Genomic DNA, 21,138 nt, shown 5'->3' with positions numbered 1-21,138 from the left:
CGTCAACCGCCCCCGGGACCCTGTCTCCCATTTCCGCCCTGTCGCCACTCGACGGCCGCTACGCCGGGCGCCTCGCGCCGCTGCGCCCCTTGATGAGCGAGCAGGGCTACATGCACCGCCGCGTGCAAGTGGAAATTGCCTGGTTCATCGCCTTGTCCGACGCCGGATTCGAGGAGTTCAAGCCGCTCACGCCCGGCGCGCGCACCTACCTGATGGGCCTGGTGAAGAACTTCAGCGAAAACGACGGTCTGGCCATCAAGGACATCGAAAAGGTCACCAACCACGACGTGAAGGCCGTGGAGTACTGGATCAAATCCAAGTTCGACGCGCGGCCCGAACTGGAAAAGGCCGCCGAGTTCGTGCACTTCGCCTGCACCAGCGAAGACATCAACAACACCAGCCACGCCCTGCAGCTCAAGGGCGGGCGCGACGCGGTGCTGCTGCCCGCGCTGGACGGCGTGATCGCCAAGCTGCGCACCATGGCCCACGCCTTTGCCGACGTGCCCATGCTCAGCCGCACCCACGGCCAGACCGCCAGCCCCACCACCGTGGGCAAGGAGATCGCCAATGTGGTGGTGCGCCTGACCGCCGCGCGCGAGAAGATCGCCAGCGTGAAGCTCATGGGCAAGATGAACGGCGCCGTGGGCAACTACAACGCGCACCTCTCGGCCTGGCCCGATTTCGACTGGGAAGCCTTCAGCCGCAAGGTGATCGAAACGCCCGAGCCGCTGGGCCTGGGCCTGACTTTCCAGCCGTATTCGATCCAGATCGAGCCGCACGACTACATGGCCGAGCTGTTCGACGCCGTGGCGCGCACCAACACCATCCTGATCGACCTCGCACGCGACATCTGGGGTTATGTGAGCGTGGGCTACTTCAAGCAGCGCCTGAAGGCGGGCGAGATCGGCTCCTCCACCATGCCGCACAAGGTCAACCCGATCGACTTCGAAAACGCCGAAGGCAATCTGGGCCTGGCCAACGCGCTGCTCAGGCACCTGAGCGAGAAGCTGCCGATCAGCCGCTGGCAGCGCGACCTGACCGATTCCACCGTGCTGCGCAACATGGGTGTGGCCCTGGGCTACGCGGTCCTGGCCTACCACTCAATGGGTGTGGGCCTGGGCAAGCTGGAGCTCAACGAAGAAGCACTGGCTGCAGACCTGGACGCGTCGTGGGAAGTGCTGGCCGAGCCGATCCAGACCGTGATGCGGCGTTTCGGGGTGTCCGGCGCGTACGAAAAACTGAAAGAAGTGACGCGCGGCAAAACCGTGACGGCCGAGGCGCTGCATGCGCTGATCCGCAGCCTGGAGATTCCCCAGACCGAAAAAGACCGCTTGCTGGCGCTGACCCCGGGCAGCTATACCGGCAAAGCCGCCGAGCTGGCGCGCCGCACCTGAGCGCGCGCCGCTCAAACAGCAGCCGGTCCCTTGCGGCCGGCTTTTTTTCGCCCGTTTTTTGTCTATTTTTCGCCAATTTCCAGCGTTTTTCGAGGCTCAGGGCCCCGTGACTTGACATGGCTCAAGTCGGCGCGGGTGTTGGACACCTACATTGACCCCCTGAAGTCGTCCGTCCGAGGCGATGCCGCGCCGCACCACCGGTCGATTCCTCGTTGGAGAAACAATCATGGCCATTGAGCTGTACAACAAGAATGGCCATGTGTGCCTGATGTTCACCCACCTGAGCGACGAGGGCGGTGAAGCGGTGCAAGCCAATCAATTCCTCGTGATCGACGAGCAGCAGGGCGCGATCATCGACCCCGGCGGCAACATGGCCTACAACGAGCTGCTGCTTACCATCGGCCGCTACTTTCCGCCCAACAAGCTCACCGAGATCCTGGCCTCGCACGCCGACCCGGACATCATTGCCTCGCTCGACCGCTGGATGACCAGCACCCAGGCCACGCTCTACATCTCCAAGCTGTGGGAGCGCTTTGCGCCCCACTTCTGCAAGCCGGGCAAGACGGCCGGGCGCATCGTGGGCATTCCGGACCCCGGCATGCGCATCCCGCTGGGGCGCAGCGAAATCGTGGCGCTGCCCGCGCACTTCATGCACTCGGAGGGCAATTTCCAGTTCTGGGACCCGGTCAGCCGCATCCTGTTTTCGGGCGATCTGGGCGTCTCGCTGGGCACGTCGGCCGAAGCGGGCCAACCCATCACCAGCCTGGCACCCCACCTGCCCCGCATGGAAGCCTTTCACCGGCGCTACATGGTGTCGCAGAAGGTGCTGCGCCTGTGGACGAACATGGCGCGCACCCTGCCCATTGCGATGATCGTGCCGCAGCATGGCGCCCCCATGGTGGGCGACGCGATTCCCGAGTTCCTGGGCTGGATCGGTGACCTCTCGTGCGGTATCGACCACCTGAGTCAGGCGAATTACACCGTCCCACGCTGAGGCGTCCCCCGCTCGGCGTAACGATTGAAGCGCCACGCGCTGGCCTCTTGTGTGATGCGGCGCCAGACCACGCGCTTTTCGCTCGGGCTCATGGTTGTCCAGTGCTGCACTTCGTCGAAACTGCGGCCGCAGCCCTTGCAGGTCTCGTCGCCCTGGCTGGTCGAGCAGATGGCGATGCAGGGTGTGTCGGGGGTGGTCTGAACCCAGGTCAGCCAGGCCTTGCGCGCCGCGTCGGGCATAGAGACCTCGTCGGCCTCGCTCTCGTGGAAGTACACCATCAGCGCATACACCGGCGCCAGCGCTTGCAACTCTGGCGCCAGCGCCATGCCATCGGGCGTGGGTGAGCGCTCACGCCAGTAATTGATCGCGGCTTCGATGTCGGTGATGTGGATGCCGGCCATGGGAGGGCGATGATAGCCAGCGCACCCCCATGCTGGCGCAGCGGGGTCTTTGGGCGCGCTGTGGAAAGTGCTTATCCCCGCCGACAGCCACAGACAGGTGGGCACCCGTACAATCGCCGCACTCGAAGGGGAGTAGCTCTCCGGCGGGGGTGGCGGGCCAGCGCGGGCCGCCCATTCCAGCCGTTCGGACTGTCGTCAACACGAAGCCTTAAAGCTTCCGGCGGTCCGAGTCAGGTGATTCGTCACCTGACTGAGCAAGACCTTTGATAGGCCCACCCGGGCCGATCAAGGCCTGCCTGCCCTTGCGTTGGTGCTTGCTGTTGCAAGGTCACCGTGCGCGAAGTGAGCCGCCCGCAACTGCTGGGCGGCCTGGTCAGGACCGGACAACAACCACAACGAGGACCACATGGAATTCCTGACATCACCTGAGTTCTGGGTCGCCCTGGGACAGATCATCATCATCGACATCCTGCTCGGCGGTGACAACGCGGTCGTGATCGCGCTGGCCTGCCGCAAGCTGCCGCCCGCACAACGCACCAAGGGCATCATCTGGGGCACGGTCGGCGCCATCATCCTGCGCGTGGTCCTGATCATGTTCGCGATGACGCTGCTCAGCGTGCCGTTCATCAAGCTGGTGGGTGCGATTCTGCTGGTCTGGATCGGCGTGAAGCTCCTGGCGCCCGACGAAGACGGTCACGGCGACATCCAGGGCAGCGACAAGCTGCTCGCCGCCATCAAGACCATCATCGTGGCAGACTTGGTGATGAGCGTGGACAACGTGATCGCCATCGCCGGCGCCGCGCAGAACGCCGGGGACCACTCGACGCTGCTGGTGATTCTGGGCCTGCTGATCTCCATTCCCATCATCGTCTGGGGTAGCACCGTCGTCATCAAGTTGATGGCGCGCTTCCCCTTCATCATCACCCTGGGCGGCATGTTGCTGGGCTGGATCGCGGGCGGCATGCTGGTGACCGATCCCGCTTTCGTCACCCCCGACAAGTGGACCTGGATGCCCAAGCTGGGCACGGTGGACGCGCAGGGCGCGGCGGTCATTTCGGACACGCTGTACTGGGCCGCCCACATCGCCGGCGCGCTGCTGGTGCTGGCCATCGGCAAGCTCATTGCTTCGCGTCAAAAGCCAGCGGACGAAGAAGCGAGCGCCTGACATGGCATGGGCAGGGCACGCTGCGGTGCAGCGTGCTAGAGACAAGGCGGTACCCTCGGGTGGCCGCCTTTTTTTTTGACCTCGATGCTATGCTGACCACATGAAACTTCTACTGAAATGGCTGCTCTCGGCCTGCGCCTTGCTGTTGGTGGCCTACCTCTACCCGGGCGTGCAAGTGCAGAGCTTCACCTCGGCCTTGATTGCGGCGGCCGTGGTGGGCTTGTTCAACGTCTTGCTGCGTCCGGTGCTGGTGGTGCTGACGCTGCCTGTGACCGTGATCACGCTGGGGCTGTTCCTGTTCGTGATCAACGCGCTGCTGTTCTGGGCCGCCGCCAGCGTGCTCGACGGCTTCCACGTCAACGGCTTTGGCGCCGCGCTGCTGGGCTCGCTGATCTACTCGGCGCTGATGCTGCTGGTGGACATGGCGCTTAAGTCAGTTCTCTCGCGCTGACTCGCGCAACTGCTCTTCCACCTCGCGTCGGCGCACGTCGACGATGGCCAGCTCCATCGCGTCGGCGCTGCGCTCCGCCGCCGGCAAGGACTGCGCGGCCTTGAAGCGGTCGGCGGCACCCGCAAAATCAAACTGCGCGGCGCGCGCCTCGGCCTCTGAGCGCACCGAGCGCAAGCGCTGGCCCTGAGCCGCCTGAAGGCGCGACAAGGTCTGCCAGGCCTGAGCGTCCTTCGGATTCACCACCAGCCACTGTTGCAGTCGGGCCGCCGCAGCCGGCGAAGCGGGCGTGGAAAGCGCCGCCTGGGCGCCCAGCAACAGGTCGGCGCGGGAGCTGCCGGTCAGCGCGCGGTCGCGCAGCGACGCCAGCAGACCGTCGTTCAGCCCATGGGCCTTGGGGCCCAGCAAGATCTCCAGTTGCAGCAGGTCCACCACCCCCTGGGTCGCGGCCGGCGCGCTGGCGCGCAAACGCTGCGCGAGCGCCAGGGCCTGCGGCGCCTGACCGAGCCGGTGGGCCGACAACGCGGCAGCATACAGATCGGCCGACCCGGCCTGCGGCGCCTGGCCGACCTGCAACCAGGCACGCTGTCGATCGGTCGCGTTTTCCGCGAGCACGCGGGCCCTTGCAGCCATGAGGGCGTGCACAGCCGGCGGTGGCGCTGTGGTCAACAACGGCGCGGCGCCCACGCGAGGGCCGACAGCCAAGGGCGCGTCGACCAGCGGCAGACGGGAACGCATGTCGGCCATCCGTTCACTGGTCAGCGGGTGGCTGCGCAGGTAGGGGAACGAACCGTCGTCGTTCAGGCGCGCGGCCTGCTGCAGCTTGTCGAACATGGTGACAAAGCCGCGCCCCTCGAAACCGGCCGTGGTCAGCACACCAAAGCCCACCCGGTCGGCCTCGCGCTCCATGTCGCGCGAGAAATTGAGCTGCGACTGCATCGACACCGCCTGACTCCCCGCGATGGCGGCGTTGGCCACGTCGGCATTGGCCCGAGCCGCCAGCACGCCCAGGATCATGGCGCCCATCAGCCAGGGCGCCTGCTGCTCCTGGCGCGAGAGCATGCGCGCGATGTGGCGCTGCGACACGTGGCTGAGCTCGTGCGCCAACACGCTGGCAAGCTCTTGCGAGCTGTCGGTCACCGCCACCAGGCCCAGGTGCACACCCAGGTAACCCCCCGGCAGCGCGAACGCATTGACACGTTTGTCGCGCGAAATCACCAACTGCCAGGCCAGGCGCTCTGACAGCTCGGGCGGCACATCGCCGCGCGCACGCGCCGCGCCCAGCAAGGGATGCCAGAGTGACTGCAAATAGTCGACCAGCACCGGGTCGTCCAGGTAATCGGGGTCGCGGTAGATGTCGCGGGCGATGCTGTCGCCCAGCCGCCGTTCCGCCGCGATGGACATGCCGACACCGTCGCCCAGCGCGGGCAGAGATGTGTTCTGGGCATGAGACAAAGACGCCGGCACCGCCGCCAGCGCGGCGAGCATCAGGCCCGCAGACACCAGCCGCGAACCCAGCGGGCGCAGGGAAAAAGGATGGGAATGCATCCCCGTATGATGCCGCCAAGCCCCAGAGGTTTCTGTAAAGACCTCGCAAAGAAAACCCACCATGCCCGACATCACCCCCCCTAGCACCAGCCCGCTCACCCACTTCGACGCCCAGGGACAGGCTCACATGGTGGACGTGTCCGCCAAAGCCAGCACCCACCGCGTGGCCGTCGCCGAAGGCCACATCAGCATGGAGCCGGCCACCCTGGCGCTGATCCAGAGCGGCAACGCCAAGAAAGGTGACGTGCTCGGCATCGCCCGCATCGCCGGCATCCAGGGCGCCAAACGCACCAGCGACCTGATCCCGCTCTGCCACCCGATTGCGCTCACGCGCGTGGCGGTGGAGTTTGAGGTGAACGCGTCAACCAACAGCGTGTTGTGCCGTGCAACAGCCGAATGCACCGGCCAGACCGGTGTGGAAATGGAAGCCCTCACCGCCTGCAGCGTGGCGCTGCTGACGATCTACGACATGTGCAAGGCGGTGGACCGGGGGATGACAATTGGAGGGGTGCGGTTGATGGAAAAACACGGTGGCAAATCGGGCAGCTTCGTCAACAGCTGAGTCCACGCCCAATCATCGGACCGTGGATGGGTTGCTTCAGAACCCGTCCACCGGTGCAAAGGCCAGCACCTTTGCCGTACTCAAATTCACGAACGCAACCCAGTTGGTCGATTTGAAGCTGGTCAACGGGACCCAGCCCAGCGCAGATTCTTTTTCACCGCTTTCCCTAACGGCCTGATCAATAAGAGATGCCGCATCGGGCTGCTTGATTCGCAAGACATCAATGGGTTTTGCCCTAGTGAGCACCTGAGCTTTGTTCAGCTCATAGGGTTGCCACCAATCCGGGCGTGCCGAAGGCTCCAGCCCCTGCATAGAAAGGTCCATGCTTTGCAATTTTTCATCGGGGTTCCGAGGATCTCGCAATCCAATGATCGTTGGCCCCGTCCAAGGCAGTATATGGAAGCCGCCCATTTCAGGTTTCAGAGCTCCTGGCTGGATGTCTGCAACAGAAACCACCTTGAATCGGTCAACTTCAAACACAAGATACACAGGCCGAGCCTGAGCCACGGTGTACATGCCATAGCCCAAAGCCGCCAATTGAACCAAAGCCACCAGACTCAAGTCCAGAAACAACTCCCGCTTGGATTTTTTGGGATTAAACAGAACCAATGTCAAAAGGGGGCCACAAACCAGGTCGACGGCCACGACAATCAGGAACAACTCCCGTCCACCGGCCAGATCCCGGTAAGGGTATGGATACCACAGGCCAAACACCAGTGCAGCAGCCATAGCCGCCACAAGCACACTGATAAAAAAGTGCACGGCCGCAGCACGCACTGCGGCCACTCCGCGTCTCGTGAAACTCGTCATTTCAAGCAGATCAAAAACTCAACGGCACATTGATGGCGCAAATCTGGCAGGAACGGTGCCTACCGCTGCCCCCGTCCCGAATCCCCCAGAAGCGGCTTGTGTGCCTGCCCCGGTGCCCGCAGCTGAAGTGCACAGCCAATCAATCGCACCATTGACAGGTGGCGTGGTGGATTGTGCAGCAGGCAAAGTCAATGGAGCGCCGGCTGTCCCCCGAATGTAAGGGGTCAAAATCAAGGTGTCCTCACCCACTCCGATTCCGCCCACACGGGCGGCACTGTAGGTGATCGTGATTGCGCCGGTGTTGGCGCCCACTGCGCCAGCATTCAGCAAGACCGAATTCACGTACTTGCTGTTGGCACCTGTGCCTCCCGCCTGTGCATTCCAGACCCCAGAAACATTGACCAGATCAACCTGCCCAGCAGCCCCCTCCGACCCGACCAGGGTTTTTGTCGCGGCCGCCAAGCTCAGGCCCTCGACCAATCGCGTCCGGACCGTGTAGTCCTGATAGGCCGGCAAAGCCACAGCAGCCAAGATGCCTATGATGGCCACCACGATCATCAGCTCGATCAGGGTGAAACCTTTTTGAAGCCGTATTTTCATGATCAGCGGTCTCCGCTTTGGCCTAAAAAAAAGGGAACGTTCTCACGCTCCCCTTTTTTGATTCAAGCCGGATTTATCGGCATTGTGCAGGAGCAAAACGTGCCGCAATGGTGCCCGTCGCAGCCGGTGCTGCGAAGCCGCCGGTGGCCGCATTGGTGCCAGCGCCGACACCAGCGACAGACGTGCACAGCCAGTCGATGGAGCCGGGGGTGGGGGGCGTGGCGGCCAGGGCCGTGGCCAAGGTCACGGCAGCACTGGCTGTGGTCGCAGTGCCCGCAGCACCACGGATGTAGGGCGAAACCACCAGCGTATCGGAGGCGCCAATGCCACCGACGTTGGCACCCAGATAGGTGATGGTGATGTCACCGGTTACGTTACTTGCCAGCACCGAAGCTACGTACTTGCTGTTGGCACCGGTAGCGCCAGCCTGAGCGTTCCAGGTGGTCGTCACACGGCCAAGATCAGCGAGGCTGGTCACACCGTCGGTCGCGATCTGTTGCTTGAGCGAATTCGCCAGGCTCAAACCTTCCGTCACGCGGGCACGGATCGTGTAGTCCTGGTAAGCCGGCAGAGCGACAGCAGCCAGAATACCGATGATGGCCACCACGATCATCAGCTCGATGAGGGTGAAACCTTTTTGCATGGAACGCTTCATTTAGAAAACTCCTAGAGGTGTTTGGGGTTGAGGACGTGTGCTATTGAGCAGAGAGCGTGCCAGGCTGAAATACCCGTGTTTCTGAGCGCTTTTTCACGCTTTGCCGCCGGCAGGTGACGATTTGTGTCCTATGTCACCTCGCGTCACCGACAATTTTTGCCAGTCTCCGCGTCCATAACAATTTTTGTCACAGCTCAAAAGTCTGCCCAGCGCTGAGCCAGCGGATGTCGTGGCCTAGCTGGTCCGTCGTCGCGGTTCGGCGTTTGATCGAAACGGCGGATTCTTCCGGGATGAAGCCGGCCGCGCCTATCGGACGTGCAGGCGCTGAGCGAGGTGGCGGGGGTCATTCAACGCGGGGAGGGTGAGCTAAGCGAGCAGCAGCCTGGGTGGCGCCAAGCCCAAGGCCGTGATCGACATCGATGGTCAGGAATGCGCGGTGAAGTTCTTTGATGGCGAGGCTTGGGACCAACCCTTGATCGTGCATGCCTGCATGGCGCTGGCAATCAAAGCTGGGGTCACGACAGCGCAAACCCGGGCGATTCGCTTGCCAGCAGAGCACGCGCTGGCGGTTGAGCGCTTTGACCGGGTGGGCGGTCGACGGATGCGCAGCCTCTCGGCGAGCAGCTTGATCCGTGCCGCCACGCCACAAGGCGAGGCGCCCCAGTTCGGTTACCCGCACCTCGCCCGCCGCCTTCGAGCTTTGTGCCAGGTGCATCCGCTCGACACGCACTTGGCTGATTTGTTCCAGCGCATGGTGTTCAACATCTTGATCGCCAACACCGACGATCACGAAAAGAACAATGCCGTGACATGCGAGTTCGTCGGTGGCTTTCCGGTGTGGAAACTGAGTGCGGCCTACGACGTGGTTACCACAGGCTTCGGTGCAACGGCACACGAGTTCATGATCGCCGATGACGTGGTGGCGCCCGGCCTGGAAGCAGCGGTGTCGGTGCACCGCGACTTCAACCTGTATGAGCAACAGGCACGCACGGTCGTCAGCGAGGTGATTGGGGTGGTGGACGGCTGGCGCGCAGACTTTCGCGAGGCCGGTGTCAGCTCAGACGACATCGAGGCTTTGGCTGAATGCATCGACGACAAAGATCTGCTGGTGCAGCGCGAGCGTCACCGCACGCCGGCCACGTTAGACCAAACCCGACGTCAGCCCAAAACCGGCATGCCCCCGCATTTTTCGGTAGTGGCCGAAGGTATGCGTCAGGCGCTCACAGCTCGAAAGTCTGCCCGGCGCTGAGCCAGCGGATGTCGTGGCGCACGTCGTTGTCACGGTTCGGCGTTTGATCGAAGCGGCGGATTTCTTCCATGATCAGACCGGTCTCGGCCGGCTTGGTGTGGGTGATGTAGATCGGGAAGCGGTGGTCACACTGAATCTGGTCGAGCTCTTCGGCCAGGGTGCTGGGCGCGAGATGCAGGCTGCGCTTGGCGAGCGCTCTCTCACGGTCGCTGAAGGCGGTTTCGATGATGAGCAGGGCCACCTTGAGCTGGTTGACGCGTTGCCAAAAGGCCGGGTTGCGCTCGGTGTCGCCGCTGAAGACCCAATGGCCGCTGGCGCTGTTCACCGCGTAGCCGACGGCGGGCACGGTGTGCACCGCAGGCAGCACTTCGATGGTTTTGCCGCCCACCTGCAGGGTCTCTCCCACATGGATGGCGTTGAAGCGCATCAGCGGCGTGTCGGCGCTGGGGATGGCCGAAAAATCGGGCCAGATCAGGTTGTTGAAGATGTGCACCTTGAGCGCGTCGATGGTGCCGGGCAGGGCGTGCACCTGAAGCGGTGGGGCGCCGGCGGCCAGCCGCAGCGCGGCCACAGCGTCGAGCATCAGCGGCAGGCTGGCGACGTGGTCGAGGTGTGAGTGGGTGAGCAAGACGTGGTTGACGGCGGCCATCTCGTCCAGGCTGAGGTCGCCCACGCCGGTACCGGCGTCGATCAGCACGTCATCGTCCAACAAAAACGAGGTGGTTCGGCAGCCTTGGGCAATGGCGCCAGAACACCCCAGTACACGTACCCTCATTGGCTTTCCAGGTGATGGGCCCCGGGAGCGGGCGGCCTATTTGGTGTCAAAGGTCGTCGAACCGTCCCAGCCCGCAGGCGGCGGTGAATGACGCATTGAGACTACCCGGTCGGCATAAAGGCGGTAAAGGACTTTTTTGGCACTCTGGCGCTGCAAGTTGAGCAGATGCACGTCGCAGGCGTTCCAGTCTTGGTTGCGCCACGCTTTCAAGGCTTTTTGCCATTCGCGCAGCTCGTCTTCCAGCGCGATGGACGTCTGTTCCCGGGTGCATATTGGCGTGTGGATGACCACGGCCTGGGCCTTGCCTTTCACCTGCACCCGGTCCAGCTCCTGCCAGACGAAGCCCGGCGCCTGGCGGCGGGTCGATTCGCTGGCCACGATGTCCACGCCGTACAACTTGGAGAGGCCTTCGAGGCGCGCGCCCAGGTTCACGGCGTCGCCCACCACGGTGTAGCTGCGGCGCACATCGGAGCCCATGTCGCCCACACACATCTCACCGGTGTTCAGCCCCACTCCCACACCGATGGCCGGCAGGCCCGCCTGGTGGCGTTCGTGGTTGATCGCCCGGATGGCCTGCGACATGTCCAGCGCGGTCTGCACCGAAAGGCTGGCGTGGTCAGGTGTCTCGACAGGGGCACCCCAGAAGGCCATGACGCAGTCGCCCATGTATTTGTCGATGGTGCCGCGATGGCCTCGAATGATGCGGGTCAGGCGGCTGAACACGGTGTTGAGCAGCCCTTGCAGCTCGGTGGGCGGCATGGTCTCGGAGATTTGGGTAAAGCCGCGCATGTCGCAGAACATCACGGTGAGTTCGCGCGTGGACGCGTCCATGCTGTAGTTGTCGGGGTCTTTGACCATCTCGTCGACCAGCTCGGGCGGCACGTAGGTGCCGAACAGCTGGGCCAACTCGCGCTTGGCCCGGCTCTCGACAAGGTAGCCGTAGCTCATGTTGAGCGCGAATGCGAACGCGGCCATAACCATCGTGCTGGCCACGGGCAACACCAGCGCGTGGGCGAGGTAGAGCCAGGTGTTGAGCCCCAGCACCACGGTCACCACCAGCACGCTCAATGCCACGGCGCGCGCGGCGCTGAGCAAGGGCAGCGCGAGCGCAAGCACCAGGCCAGCGAGCACAAGCACCACGAGTTCGTAGCCAACGGCGTAGTCCGGCCGGTTCGCCAGGCGGCCGTCGAGCAGGCCGGCGATGAGGTTGGCGTGGGTTTCGACACCGGGGTAGGTTTCGCTCAAGGGTGTGACGCGCAGGTCTTGCAATCCGGGGGCCGTGGTGCCCACGAGCACGATCTTGTCCTTGAGTTCGCCCGGCGCCACGCGGCCCGCCAGCAGATCGCTCGCGGACACGTAGCGGAACGACCCGCCGCGAGGACCACCCGGTCCGCGGAAGGGCACGAGCACGGTCAGGCGGTCGTCGACCGGGATCTGCAGCGACGAGCCGCCCTTGCTCAGCCGGATGCTTTCGAGCGCCTCGTAATCACGGCCCAGCCATCCCTGCGCCGGAAACCCGGGTTCGACCTTGGGGCTCCCGGTCAGCAGGCGGAACATGGCGAGCGCCAGGGACTCGTAATACGCGCCCTGGTACTCGGCCAGCAAAGGCAGGGTTCGGACCACGCCATCACTGCTGCTGGCGACCGCATTGAAAAATCCCGCCAGTGGCGCGGCCTGGGCCAGCGGAGCGATGTTGGCGCCATGGCCGTTCCATGGCGCGCTGCGGATGGTGCGCCCCCCCAAAGCCTCGAAGCCCATGACCGGCGCTGGCAACACGCCGCTGGTGCGACCCTCGCGGTCGCTGGTGAAGTAGTAGCCGAGCACCACTGGCCGGCCTTGCAGTGATTGGGCGAAGCGGCTGTCGTAGTCCAGCCGGGTTTGCAACGCGTTCACCCGCTCGGCAAATCCCGGTTGATCGGCCATCTCTCCGCGCGCCAGTTGCTGCAGCTGCCGCAAGCCGGAGCTGTCGTCGACCTCGGCAAACACGGTGTCGAATCCGAGCATCGCAATGTGTTGCTGCTCGAAGAGCGTGTTCACCAGATTCGCCATGTGATGGCGCGACCAGGGCCAGCGACCGACCTCGGCCAAGCTCTTCTCGTCAATGTCCACGATCACCACACGCTCGTCGAGCGTGCCCGGCATGGTGGCTCGCAGACGGGTGTCGTAGATGATGTCGTCGAGACGCTGCAACACCCCCATGGGCATGATGCCCACTGCATGCAGGATCGCCAGGATCAGCGGGAGCAGGGTGACGGCGATGCGCGGGCCGTGTCTGCTCAAGGCCTGCATGGGGGAACGGGGAAGGCCTGCGGTCAGTCCGGCGACAGTGCCCGCACGCGGGCGCCCATCACTGTTGCACGAACTGCATCTGGGTGCCGGCCAACTCGATCATGTCGCCATGCCGCAGGTTGACGGCCTCGGTGTCGAGCTCGATGCCGTTCACCGTGGGCTTGACAGCCCCTTCCACCAACGCCACCACGTAGCCATGCGGACGGCGGGTGATGGCCGCAACGGCCACGCCTGGTTTGCCGATGGTGGTCACCACCTTGATCAGCGGCACTTCGCGGCCAGCCGCTGCACCCGACATCACCTTGATCGCCGCGTTGCCGACAGTTGGAGCTTCTGAAGCACCGACCACAGCACCGGAGTTGATGACCATCGTCTTCTCGTGGTTGTCCGATGCGCCATCGTGCACAAACTTGATCTTGTACTTGCCGATTTCGACCGTGTCACCGTTTTGCAGAAGCTGCTTCTTGATCGCCTTGCCGTTGACGTAGGTGCCATTGGTGCTGTTGAGATCTTCCAGAAACACCTCGGTACCCGACATTTGCATCACCGCGTGCTCACCGCTGACAGCGAGGTTGTCGATCACGATATCGTTGTAAGGCCGGCGCCCGAGGGTGGTGCGATCTTTGGTGAGCTGAACTTCCTTGATGACAACGCCATCGATGGAAACGATCATTTTCGGCATGGCCGACTCCTGTGGAACCTGAAGAATAATTCTAAATAACTACTGCTGCCCCAGCATACGGGACAACAGCCCTCTGCGTGCAGGTTTGGCCCGGGCCGTAGCCAGTATCACCGAAATATTATCGCGACCGCCGCATCCATTGGCCCCATCGATCAAAGCGCGTCCGATGTGCTCAAGGGGCGCATCTTCCATCAGAATCGCCGCGATGCGCTCGTCGGACACCATGTCGCTGAGTCCGTCTGAACAAAAAAGGTACAGGTCCCCGTCTTCAATCCGGTATTCGTTGACTTCCAGCAACACCGTGTCTTCCACGCCCAGCGCGCGCGTGACGAGATTTTTGTGTGTGGCGTATTGCGCCTGCTCGACGGAGATCAGGCCCGCGTCGATCTGTTCCTGAAGCAGCGAGTGATCGCGTGTGATCTGCTGTAGGGTGCCACTGCGCAAGCGGTAGCAACGGGAGTCGCCCACATGACCGACCATCGCCCGGGCACCCTGAAACACGGCCATGACCAAGGTGGTTCCCATGCCAGCGTACAAAGAGTTGGAATTGGCGGCATTGAAGATTGAACGGTTGGCGTTGTCGACGCAGATTTCCATGGCGCGCTTGATCTCGCGCACATTGGCATCCAGGCCGCCTTCGCTCATCCAGCGTCCGAGTTCGGTGTGAATGAAACTCGTCGCCATCGCGCTGGCCACCTCGCCAGCGTTGTACCCACCCATGCCATCCGCGAGCACCACCACCTGGTTGAGGGTGTCGAGCGCGACCGAGTCTTCGTTGTTTTCACGAATGAGGCCGGGGTCGGTCTGGCTGTAATACTCAAAGATCATGCTGCTCAGTTTTATAACTTGAAATGGCGCGCAACTCGGTTGTCATCAGCGACATTTGTCACAGATCAATGAGTCGCCATGAACTTTTTCGCTCATACCTCGTGAAAGTGGGGAGCGATCAGCGTTTTTTCGAAAACTTGTGTGCAACCCCGCTCAGGATCGTCCCCACTGTGAGGGCCTGCCGGGATGGCGAGTTGCCCTGTCAGGTCCAGAAGGCTTTTCGCGAACTCGGCACCCGTTTGGCAGCGGTCTTTCGGTGCCTTGGCCATGGCTTTGCTCAGTATATCTGTGAGGGCCGTCGGCAACTCTGGCCGCAGGCTGCGCACATCGGGCGGTGCCTCATTCGCGATCTGGTACATCAGCGCCGCCATCGAATCGGCTCTCAGCGGCAGCGTCCCTGTCAACAGCTGGAACAAGGTCACGCCCAACGAGTACAGGTCGGAACGGCCATCAATGTGCTTCCCGGCGAGCTGCTCGGGCGACATGAAGCTCGGTGTGCCCAGCACCATGCCGGTCTTGGTGCGGCTGGCATCGGTGATGCGGGCGATACCGAAGTCGGTGACTTTGACCGTATCAGAGACCGGGTCGTACATGATGTTGGCGGGCTTGATGTCGCGGTGCACCACGTTCTGCCGGTGCGCATAGTCCAGTGCCTGTGCCACTCGGATCCCGATCACCAGCACCGTGGCCACGGGCAGCAGCGCCCCGGGTCGGGCGTGATCAAGGAGGTCACGGCCTTGCAGGAATTCCATGGCGATGAAGGCCAGGTCGTGTTCTTCGCCGGCGTCGAAGATGGTGACGATGTTGGGGTGCTGCAGGCGCCCGGCGGTTTCGGCCTCGCGGAAAAAGCGCTCACGCGCGTCCTGCAGTTCACTGCCCTCAAATTCGGCGCCCAGCGCCAGGGTCTTGATGGCCACCACCCGGCCAATCTTGGGATCACGCCCCTGATAGACCACGCCCATGGCGCCCTTGCCCAGTTCTTTCTCGACCTGGTAGCGCCCGAGCATGGGTTTCTCGATACCGCCCCCCGCGAGCAGCAAGGTACCGCCGGGATGCGATGCACCACCGCCCAGCACCACGGTTTCCGACAGGCTTTTCGCCCGTTGGAGACGTTGTTGAACATCGGTATCGACACGGTCCAGCCCGGCCATGTGTTCGTACACCGACTGCGCCTTGTTGAACTGGCGCTTGCGTTCGAAGTCGAGTGCGAGCTGTTTGAGGTTGTCCATCAGCGCTTCGCCGTGCGGCACCCGACGCAGTCGGTCGAAGGCCATGTCGAGCTGACCCTGCCCCTGCAACGCGAGGCCCATCATGCGGTTGGTTTCGGCCGACTCTGCATCGGTTGCCACCTTGCGCGCCTCGGTCACGCCAAAGCGCCGTGTGACCAGGGCCAGGTGGCCGAGGAGCAACAGCGACGCCGGGAACACCAACTGCAGCCACAAGGCGGCCGACGACGCCAGCAGGCCGTACTCGGCGCCCAGCATGGCAACGAACAGTGAGCCCGACACCCAGGCGCCTCTGGCCGCTGACAGCCGTGGCAGCGCCAACACCAGATAGATCACCACCGCCAGCACCAGCGCCGCCACGGCGATGCCGCCCCACACCGGCTGGGCAATGAAGTGGCCCTGCAGGATGCTGGAGCTGATGTGCGCCAGGATCACCGCAGGGGGCATGGCAGACGCCACGGGCGTGGTGAACACGGTGCCCACGCCGGCCGCAGTGGCGCCCACGATCACGATCTTGCCGGCGTACTTGCTGGCCGGGATCTTGCCCGAGACCACGTCGTAAAAGCTGTCCACCGCAAACGCGGGGCGCCCGTCGCGGTCAGGGTAAAACTGCGGCAGCACGAGCGCGAGTTCGTCGGTCGCTATGCGTTGGCGCCCGAGCTGCACCGCCTCGCCGGGCAACAGGCGCACATCCTGCGGCCCCAGGTTCAGGCTGTGCGCGGCCACCGCCAGCCCCATGCTGGGCACGGCGTGGCCGTCGAAGCTCAGCAGCAGCGGCTCCTGCCGGACTGCGCCGTCGCTGTCCTGCAACTGGTTGAGGTGGGCCACGGCCACCGCCGCCTCGCCCACGACGGCGATGGGCTGCTGCGACTGTGCGGCCGGGAATCCGAAACCGGTCGCGTCCACCAGCGCGCTTTTCTGCGCAAAGGCCGGCAGCGGCTGGTCCGGCCGGCCCAGAGGTTCGCCAAGCTCAAACACCGAAGGCACGATCACATTGCCCGCGCGCGCCATGGTGGTCGCCAGACGGGTGTCGGCGTCGAGCCGCTGCTCTGCCTCGGTGATGGCGCGGACCAAGGTGTCGCGCGACAGCGGGCCCAGGTCGGTCAGCGTGCCGCCCTCGATCTGCCCACGCAAGGCGCGCAGACTGTCCAGGCCGGGCGCTGCCTGCGGTTCAAAAAACAGCGCGGTGTGGGCCACCGTCTTGGCACCCGCAGTCTTGAGTTGATCGATCAGCTGAGCATGCACCTCGCGCGGCCAAGGCCAACGGCCGATGTTGGCCATACTCTGGTCGTCGATGGCGATGATGGCGATGCGGTCGCTGGGCGTGCGCGCGTTGTGACTGCTCGCGAAATCGTAGAAGCGTCGCTCCAGACCGCTAAAGAGATCGGTGGTCGTGTGCAGTACCAGCACACCCGACACCACTGCCAAGCCAATCAGTGCGTCCGAGTGCCAGCCCCGGCGGCGGGCGTTCGGGGGCATGACTTGGCGGCGTTCGGGGGAGCGGGGCAATTTCCAACCTTGTTGGCGTGGGGAGCCCGTTTCGGCCGGGAGGGCTGGGCAAACGGTGCGAAGGCATCTCGCGGTATCGACAAGACCGCCGGGCGCATAAACGTTGCATTTTGTTGCAACCAGCGCTCCACATCAAGCGAGGCAAGGAACTTCAAAGGTCATTTTCGGAGCGCCCAAAAAAGAAAGGCAACGCAAGCGTTGCCTTTTTCACATGAGCCTTACGGCCGAATCAGAGCTGTGCTTTGAGCAGCTTGCCCAGTTCGGAAGGGTTGCGCGTGATGATGAAGCCCGACTCTTCCATGATGGCGAGCTTGGCATCGGCCGTGTCGGCGCCACCGGAGATCAGCGCACCGGCGTGGCCCATGCGCTTGCCGGGAGGGGCCGTCACGCCAGCGATGAAGCCGACGATGGGCTTCTTCATGTTCGCCTTGCACCACATGGCGGCTTCGGCTTCGTCCGGACCACCGATCTCGCCGATCATGATGACGGCGTCGGTGTCGGGATCGTCGTTGAAGGCGCGCATCACGTCGATGTGCTTCAGGCCGTTGATCGGGTCACCACCGATGCCGACAGCGCTCGACTGGCCCAGCCCCACTTCGGTCAGCATGGCCACGGCTTCATAGGTCAGCGTGCCCGAACGGGACACGACGCCGATGCGGCCCTTGCGGTGGATGTGACCGGGCATGATGCCGATCTTGATCTCTTCGGGTGTGATCAGGCCGGGGCAGTTGGGGCCCAGCAGCAGGGTCTTCTTGCCGCCAGCGGCTTCTTTGGCCTTCATACGGTTGCGCACTTCCAGCATGTCCTTGACCGGGATGCCTTCGGTGATACACACGGCCAGGTCCAGATCGGCCTCGACGGCCTCCCAGATCGCTGCGGCAGCGCCTGCGGGCGGCACGTAGATCACCGACACGGTGGCGCCGGTTTGCTGCGCGGCTTCCTTGACGGAGGCATAGATCGGGATGTTGAAGATCGACTCGCCGGCCTTCTTGGGGTTCACGCCGGCCACGAAGCAGTTCTTGCCGTTCGCGTATTCCTGGCACTTCTCGGTGTGGAACTGACCGGTCTTGCCCGTGATGCCCTGGGTGATGACCTTGGTGTCTTTGTTGATGTAGATCGACATGGTGTTTCTTCTCCGGGCTTATTTGACGGCAGCAACGATCTTGGTCGCCGCTTCGGCCATGGTGTCGGCAGCGATGATCGGCAGGCCGGACTCGGCCAGCAGCTTCTTGCCCAGCTCTTCGTTGGTGCCCTTCATGCGCACGACCAGCGGCACGCTCAGGTTGGTCGCCTTGCAGGCGGTGATCACGCCGGTGGCGATGGTGTCGCACTTCATGATGCCGCCGAAGATGTTGACCAGGATGCCCTTGACCTTGGTGTTCTTGAGCATGATCTTGAAGGCTTCGGTGACCTTCTCGGCGGTGGCGCCACCGCCCACGTCCAAGAAGTTGGCCGGCTCGCCGCCGAACAGCTTGATGGTGTCCATGGTGGCCATGGCCAGACCGGCACCGTTCACCAGGCAGCCGATGTTGCCGTCCAGGCTGATGTAGGCCAGGTCAAATTTCGAGGCTTCGATTTCGGCCGGATCTTCTTCGTCCAGATCGCGGTAGGCCACGATCTCGGGGTGGCGGAACAACGCGTTGGCGTCGAAGTTGAACTTCGCGTCCAGGGCCATCAGGTTGCCCTTGGAATCGCAGTTCAGGGGGTTGATCTCCACCAGGGACGCGTCGGTGTCCATGTAGCACTTGTAGATCTTGGCGAAGATGTCCACGGCCTGGTCCACGGAAGCACCGGTCAGGCCGATGGCCGCAGCGACCTTGCGCGACTGAGCTTCGGTGATGCCGGTCAGCGGATCGATCATCTCGGTGATGATCTTTTCGGGCGTGGAGTGGGCGACCTCTTCGATGTCCATGCCGCCTTCGCTCGAAGCGATCAACGCCACCTTCTGGGTCGCGCGGTCGGTGACCAGCGACACATACAGTTCATTCTTGATGTCGGCACCGTCTTCGATGTACAGGCGACGCACCTTCTGGCCTTCGGGACCGGTCTGGTGGGTCTTGAGCTGCATGCCCAGGATTTCGCCTGAAATGCGCTTGACATCCTCAATGGTCTTGGCGACCTTGACGCCACCGCCCTTGCCACGGCCCCCGGCGTGGATCTGTGCCTTGACAACCCAGACCGGGCCGCCCAGCTTTTGAGCGGCTTCCACCGCCTCCTGCACCGTGAACGCTGCGATGCCGCGGGGCACCGGCACACCAAACTGACGCAAGATTTCCTTGCCTTGGTACTCGTGGATTTTCATGAGGTCTCTCTCAGACTGGAGGTTGTGCGCTCCGACCAAAGGGCACGGCCGGGGCGCGGGCAGTGAACACGACAGCCGGCGACTGTATCATGGTGCAACGCACCAAACTATAAGCAGCGGCTTACGTAATGCATAATTATAGAAGCCGTCGCTGAACCCTGACTGACACCGACAGGAGACGATATGGCCACCATCTTCATCGACGGCGAAGCCGGCACCACCGGCCTGCAGATCCGCGAGCGGCTGCAGCAGATGCCACAAATCCAGCTGTTGAGCATCGCGTCCGAGCGGCGCAAAGACCCCGAAGCCAAGCGCGAACTCATGGCGCAGGCCGACTTGGTGATTTTGTGCCTGCACGACGACGCAGCCGTCGAATCGGTCGCCATGGTGGACGGTCTGCCGGGCAAGAAGCCGCGCATCATCGACGCGTCCACCGCGCACCGCTGCGCGCCGGGCTGGGTCTATGGTTTCCCCGAACTCTGCGCCGATCAGCGCGCCGCTGTGGCGGATGCCGACCGCGTGGCCAATCCCGGCTGCTACGCCACCGGCGCCATCGCCTTGCTGCGCCCGCTGGTGGACGCGGGTCTTCTACCCCAGGACTTCCCGGTTTCCCTGCCTTCGGTGAGCGGCTATTCCGGTGGCGGTCGCACCATGATCGAGGCGTATGAAAAAGGCGAAGCACCGCTGCATGAAGCCTATGCGCTGGGCCTTTCTCACAAACACATTCCTGAAATACTGCGCTACACCGGCCTGAGTCGCCGGCCCATCTTCATCCCCGCCGTGGGCAATTTCCGCCAGGGCATGCTGGTGCAACTGCCGCTGCACCTGGACGATCTGCCGGGTGCGCCAAAGGCCAGCGATTTGCACGACGCGCTGGTGGCGCACTACGCCGCCAGCGTGGCCGCTGGAGGTTGGGTGAGCGTGATGCCAGCCACTGCCGACGGCAAGCTGGACGCCACAGCGCTCAACGACACCAACCAACTGGAATTGCGCGTGTTCGCGAATGAAGCACACCGCCAGGCCGTGCTGATTGCGCGACTGGACAACCTGGGCAAGGGCGCCAGCGGCGCCGCAGTGCAAAACCTGCAGCTGATGCTGGGGCTGTAAACCCCACCCCCCTGCGCCGCTGCGCGGCTTCCCCCACAGGGACCACGCCTTTGGCCCGGCAAAGCCGGTTCTTCGGCATGTGCTGGGTAAGGCATTCGCTCCGGTGGCGCACCCGCCGCTGGGATGGCGGCGGATCAGTCGTCCTCGCTGCCGCTCACCACGCGGCGAATCGCTTCGGCGCCAAAACCGCGGGCGAGCAAAAACCGCATCTGCTTGCCGCGCTCGGCCGCATCGGCCGGCGGTGATCCGAACTTCTTGCGCCAGACCTCGCGCGCCCGCTCCACTTCCGTGCCACGCAGTTGGGCGACCGCCTCGGCCACCGCAGCCGGGTCCAGCCCCTTGGCCTGCAGTTCTTGCTTCACTCGGGCGGCACCCAGGCGGGCGGCGCGGCGGTGCACCACGGATTCAAGAACACGTTGTTCGTTGATGAAGCCCTTGGCGTCCAACTCGTCCAGCGCGCGGGTCAGTTCGCCGGGCTCCGTTTCATGAGGCTTCAACTTGCGCTCCAGCTCGGCGCGGGAATGCTCGCGCCCGGCCAGCAGGCGAAGGGCGCGGCCTTTGAGCGAGATCTGATCAAACGCCATGCGACGAATG

Annotated in this window: 20 protein-coding genes; 7 read left to right on the top strand and 13 right to left on the bottom strand. The window is 63.7% G+C overall.

All coding sequences use genetic code 11. The features are described 5' to 3' along the window. The first annotated feature begins 20 nt into the window (after positions 1-20). Positions 21-1,394, top strand: coding sequence for an adenylosuccinate lyase (gene purB / locus B0E41_RS01345; RefSeq protein ID WP_077328006.1), 1,374 nt, complete (start codon positions 21-23; stop codon positions 1,392-1,394). 226 nt (positions 1,395-1,620) lie between these two features. Then, a complete protein-coding gene (locus B0E41_RS01340; protein WP_077328004.1) occupies positions 1,621-2,388 on the top strand; it encodes an MBL fold metallo-hydrolase in 768 nt (255 codons plus the stop codon). On the opposite strand, the gene B0E41_RS01335 is transcribed toward B0E41_RS01340, so the two are convergent. Then, on the bottom strand, positions 2,370-2,789 hold the full coding sequence (locus B0E41_RS01335) for a DUF3717 domain-containing protein (RefSeq protein WP_077328003.1): 420 nt from the start codon (positions 2,787-2,789) through the stop codon (positions 2,370-2,372). The genes B0E41_RS01340 and B0E41_RS01335 overlap by 19 nt on opposite strands. Before the next feature lie 406 nt (positions 2,790-3,195). Here B0E41_RS01335 and B0E41_RS01330 point away from each other — a divergent pair, with 406 nt between their 5' ends. Further along, positions 3,196-3,954, top strand: a complete 759-nt coding sequence (locus tag B0E41_RS01330; RefSeq protein ID WP_077328001.1) for a TerC family protein — start codon at positions 3,196-3,198, stop codon at positions 3,952-3,954. A 100-nt stretch (positions 3,955-4,054) separates the two neighbouring features. Further along, positions 4,055-4,405 (top strand): phage holin family protein, encoded by a 351-nt coding sequence (locus B0E41_RS01325; protein WP_077327999.1) that lies wholly within the window; start codon positions 4,055-4,057, stop codon positions 4,403-4,405. Here B0E41_RS01325 and B0E41_RS01320 read toward each other — a convergent pair. Then, on the bottom strand, positions 4,388-5,950 hold the full coding sequence (locus tag B0E41_RS01320; RefSeq protein WP_253194527.1) for a M48 family metalloprotease: 1,563 nt from the start codon (positions 5,948-5,950) through the stop codon (positions 4,388-4,390). The genes B0E41_RS01325 and B0E41_RS01320 overlap by 18 nt on opposite strands. Positions 5,951-6,011: 61 nt before the next feature. Here B0E41_RS01320 and moaC point away from each other — a divergent pair, with 61 nt between their 5' ends. After that, positions 6,012-6,512 carry a cyclic pyranopterin monophosphate synthase MoaC gene (gene moaC / locus B0E41_RS01315; RefSeq protein WP_077327997.1) on the top strand — a complete coding sequence of 167 codons (501 nt, stop codon included), beginning with the start codon at positions 6,012-6,014 and terminating at the stop codon, positions 6,510-6,512. A 36-nt stretch (positions 6,513-6,548) separates the two neighbouring features. Here moaC and tfpZ read toward each other — a convergent pair whose 3' ends face one another. The 3 genes from tfpZ to B0E41_RS01300 form a co-directional block, all read right to left on the bottom strand. After that, the gene (gene tfpZ / locus B0E41_RS01310; protein WP_253194525.1) at positions 6,549-7,298 is read right to left on the bottom strand and encodes a TfpX/TfpZ family type IV pilin accessory protein; all 750 of its coding nucleotides are present in this window, start codon (positions 7,296-7,298) and stop codon (positions 6,549-6,551) included. Between the two features lie 42 nt (positions 7,299-7,340). Then, positions 7,341-7,922 (bottom strand): pilin, encoded by a 582-nt coding sequence (locus B0E41_RS01305; RefSeq protein ID WP_077327993.1) that lies wholly within the window; start codon positions 7,920-7,922, stop codon positions 7,341-7,343. 73 nt (positions 7,923-7,995) lie between these two features. Continuing rightward, complete coding sequence (locus B0E41_RS01300; RefSeq protein ID WP_077327991.1) at positions 7,996-8,577, bottom strand: pilin; 582 nt, start codon at positions 8,575-8,577, stop codon at positions 7,996-7,998. A 382-nt stretch (positions 8,578-8,959) separates the two neighbouring features. On the opposite strand from B0E41_RS01300, the gene B0E41_RS01295 reads away from it, so the two are divergent. Beyond that, positions 8,960-9,826: a HipA domain-containing protein gene (locus B0E41_RS01295; RefSeq protein WP_290440827.1), complete on the top strand. Its 867-nt coding sequence runs from the start codon at positions 8,960-8,962 to the stop codon at positions 9,824-9,826. Here B0E41_RS01295 and B0E41_RS01290 read toward each other — a convergent pair. From B0E41_RS01290 to sucC, 7 genes are all read right to left on the bottom strand, one after another. Next, on the bottom strand, positions 9,798-10,601 hold the full coding sequence (locus tag B0E41_RS01290) for a 3',5'-cyclic-nucleotide phosphodiesterase (protein WP_077327987.1): 804 nt from the start codon (positions 10,599-10,601) through the stop codon (positions 9,798-9,800). The genes B0E41_RS01295 and B0E41_RS01290 overlap by 29 nt on opposite strands. Positions 10,602-10,637: 36 nt before the next feature. Next, positions 10,638-12,890 (bottom strand): adenylate/guanylate cyclase domain-containing protein, encoded by a 2,253-nt coding sequence (locus B0E41_RS01285; protein ID WP_077327985.1) that lies wholly within the window; start codon positions 12,888-12,890, stop codon positions 10,638-10,640. Positions 12,891-12,948: 58 nt separating this feature from the next. Next, positions 12,949-13,572, bottom strand: coding sequence for an FHA domain-containing protein (locus B0E41_RS01280; protein ID WP_077327983.1), 624 nt, complete (start codon positions 13,570-13,572; stop codon positions 12,949-12,951). A gap of 39 nt (positions 13,573-13,611) precedes the next feature. Beyond that, entirely contained in the window at positions 13,612-14,400 is a 789-nt protein-coding gene (locus B0E41_RS01275) for a Stp1/IreP family PP2C-type Ser/Thr phosphatase (RefSeq protein ID WP_077327981.1), read from the bottom strand. Between the two features lie 92 nt (positions 14,401-14,492). After that, a complete protein-coding gene (locus B0E41_RS01270; protein ID WP_077327980.1) occupies positions 14,493-17,105 on the bottom strand; it encodes a serine/threonine-protein kinase in 2,613 nt (870 codons plus the stop codon). A 259-nt stretch (positions 17,106-17,364) separates the two neighbouring features. After that, positions 17,365-18,258, bottom strand: a complete 894-nt coding sequence (sucD, locus tag B0E41_RS01265) for a succinate--CoA ligase subunit alpha (protein WP_077327978.1) — start codon at positions 18,256-18,258, stop codon at positions 17,365-17,367. Between the two features lie 18 nt (positions 18,259-18,276). Continuing rightward, positions 18,277-19,437: an ADP-forming succinate--CoA ligase subunit beta gene (gene sucC, locus B0E41_RS01260; protein WP_077327976.1), complete on the bottom strand. Its 1,161-nt coding sequence runs from the start codon at positions 19,435-19,437 to the stop codon at positions 18,277-18,279. Between the two features lie 183 nt (positions 19,438-19,620). On the opposite strand from sucC, the gene argC reads away from it, so the two are divergent. Then, entirely contained in the window at positions 19,621-20,544 is a 924-nt protein-coding gene (gene argC / locus B0E41_RS01255) for an N-acetyl-gamma-glutamyl-phosphate reductase (protein ID WP_077327974.1), read from the top strand. 134 nt (positions 20,545-20,678) lie between these two features. Here argC and recX read toward each other — a convergent pair whose 3' ends face one another. Then, positions 20,679-21,128: a recombination regulator RecX gene (gene recX / locus B0E41_RS01250; protein ID WP_077327972.1), complete on the bottom strand. Its 450-nt coding sequence runs from the start codon at positions 21,126-21,128 to the stop codon at positions 20,679-20,681. Positions 21,129-21,138 lie beyond the last annotated feature (10 nt).

This window comes from Hydrogenophaga sp. A37, assembly GCF_002001205.1.
GTDB lineage: Bacteria > Pseudomonadota > Gammaproteobacteria > Burkholderiales > Burkholderiaceae_C > Hydrogenophaga.
This window is presented reverse-complemented; position numbering and strand designations above follow the sequence as displayed.

Coding starts and splice junctions, on each gene's coding strand:
- B0E41_RS01340 (WP_077328004.1), top strand. CDS start 1,621: ATGGCCATTGAGCTGTACAACAAGAATGGCCATGTGTGCCTGATGTTC.
- B0E41_RS01335 (WP_077328003.1), bottom strand. CDS start 2,789: ATGGCCGGCATCCACATCACCGACATCGAAGCCGCGATCAATTACTGG.
- B0E41_RS01330 (WP_077328001.1), top strand. CDS start 3,196: ATGGAATTCCTGACATCACCTGAGTTCTGGGTCGCCCTGGGACAGATC.
- B0E41_RS01325 (WP_077327999.1), top strand. CDS start 4,055: ATGAAACTTCTACTGAAATGGCTGCTCTCGGCCTGCGCCTTGCTGTTG.
- B0E41_RS01320 (WP_253194527.1), bottom strand. CDS start 5,950: ATGCATTCCCATCCTTTTTCCCTGCGCCCGCTGGGTTCGCGGCTGGTG.
- moaC (WP_077327997.1), top strand. CDS start 6,012: ATGCCCGACATCACCCCCCCTAGCACCAGCCCGCTCACCCACTTCGAC.
- B0E41_RS01305 (WP_077327993.1), bottom strand. CDS start 7,922: ATGAAAATACGGCTTCAAAAAGGTTTCACCCTGATCGAGCTGATGATC.
- B0E41_RS01300 (WP_077327991.1), bottom strand. CDS start 8,577: ATGAAGCGTTCCATGCAAAAAGGTTTCACCCTCATCGAGCTGATGATC.
- B0E41_RS01290 (WP_077327987.1), bottom strand. CDS start 10,601: ATGAGGGTACGTGTACTGGGGTGTTCTGGCGCCATTGCCCAAGGCTGC.
- B0E41_RS01285 (WP_077327985.1), bottom strand. CDS start 12,890: ATGCAGGCCTTGAGCAGACACGGCCCGCGCATCGCCGTCACCCTGCTC.
- B0E41_RS01280 (WP_077327983.1), bottom strand. CDS start 13,572: ATGCCGAAAATGATCGTTTCCATCGATGGCGTTGTCATCAAGGAAGTT.
- B0E41_RS01275 (WP_077327981.1), bottom strand. CDS start 14,400: ATGATCTTTGAGTATTACAGCCAGACCGACCCCGGCCTCATTCGTGAA.
- B0E41_RS01270 (WP_077327980.1), bottom strand. CDS start 17,105: ATGCCCCCGAACGCCCGCCGCCGGGGCTGGCACTCGGACGCACTGATT.
- sucD (WP_077327978.1), bottom strand. CDS start 18,258: ATGTCGATCTACATCAACAAAGACACCAAGGTCATCACCCAGGGCATC.
- sucC (WP_077327976.1), bottom strand. CDS start 19,437: ATGAAAATCCACGAGTACCAAGGCAAGGAAATCTTGCGTCAGTTTGGT.
- argC (WP_077327974.1), top strand. CDS start 19,621: ATGGCCACCATCTTCATCGACGGCGAAGCCGGCACCACCGGCCTGCAG.
- recX (WP_077327972.1), bottom strand. CDS start 21,128: ATGGCGTTTGATCAGATCTCGCTCAAAGGCCGCGCCCTTCGCCTGCTG.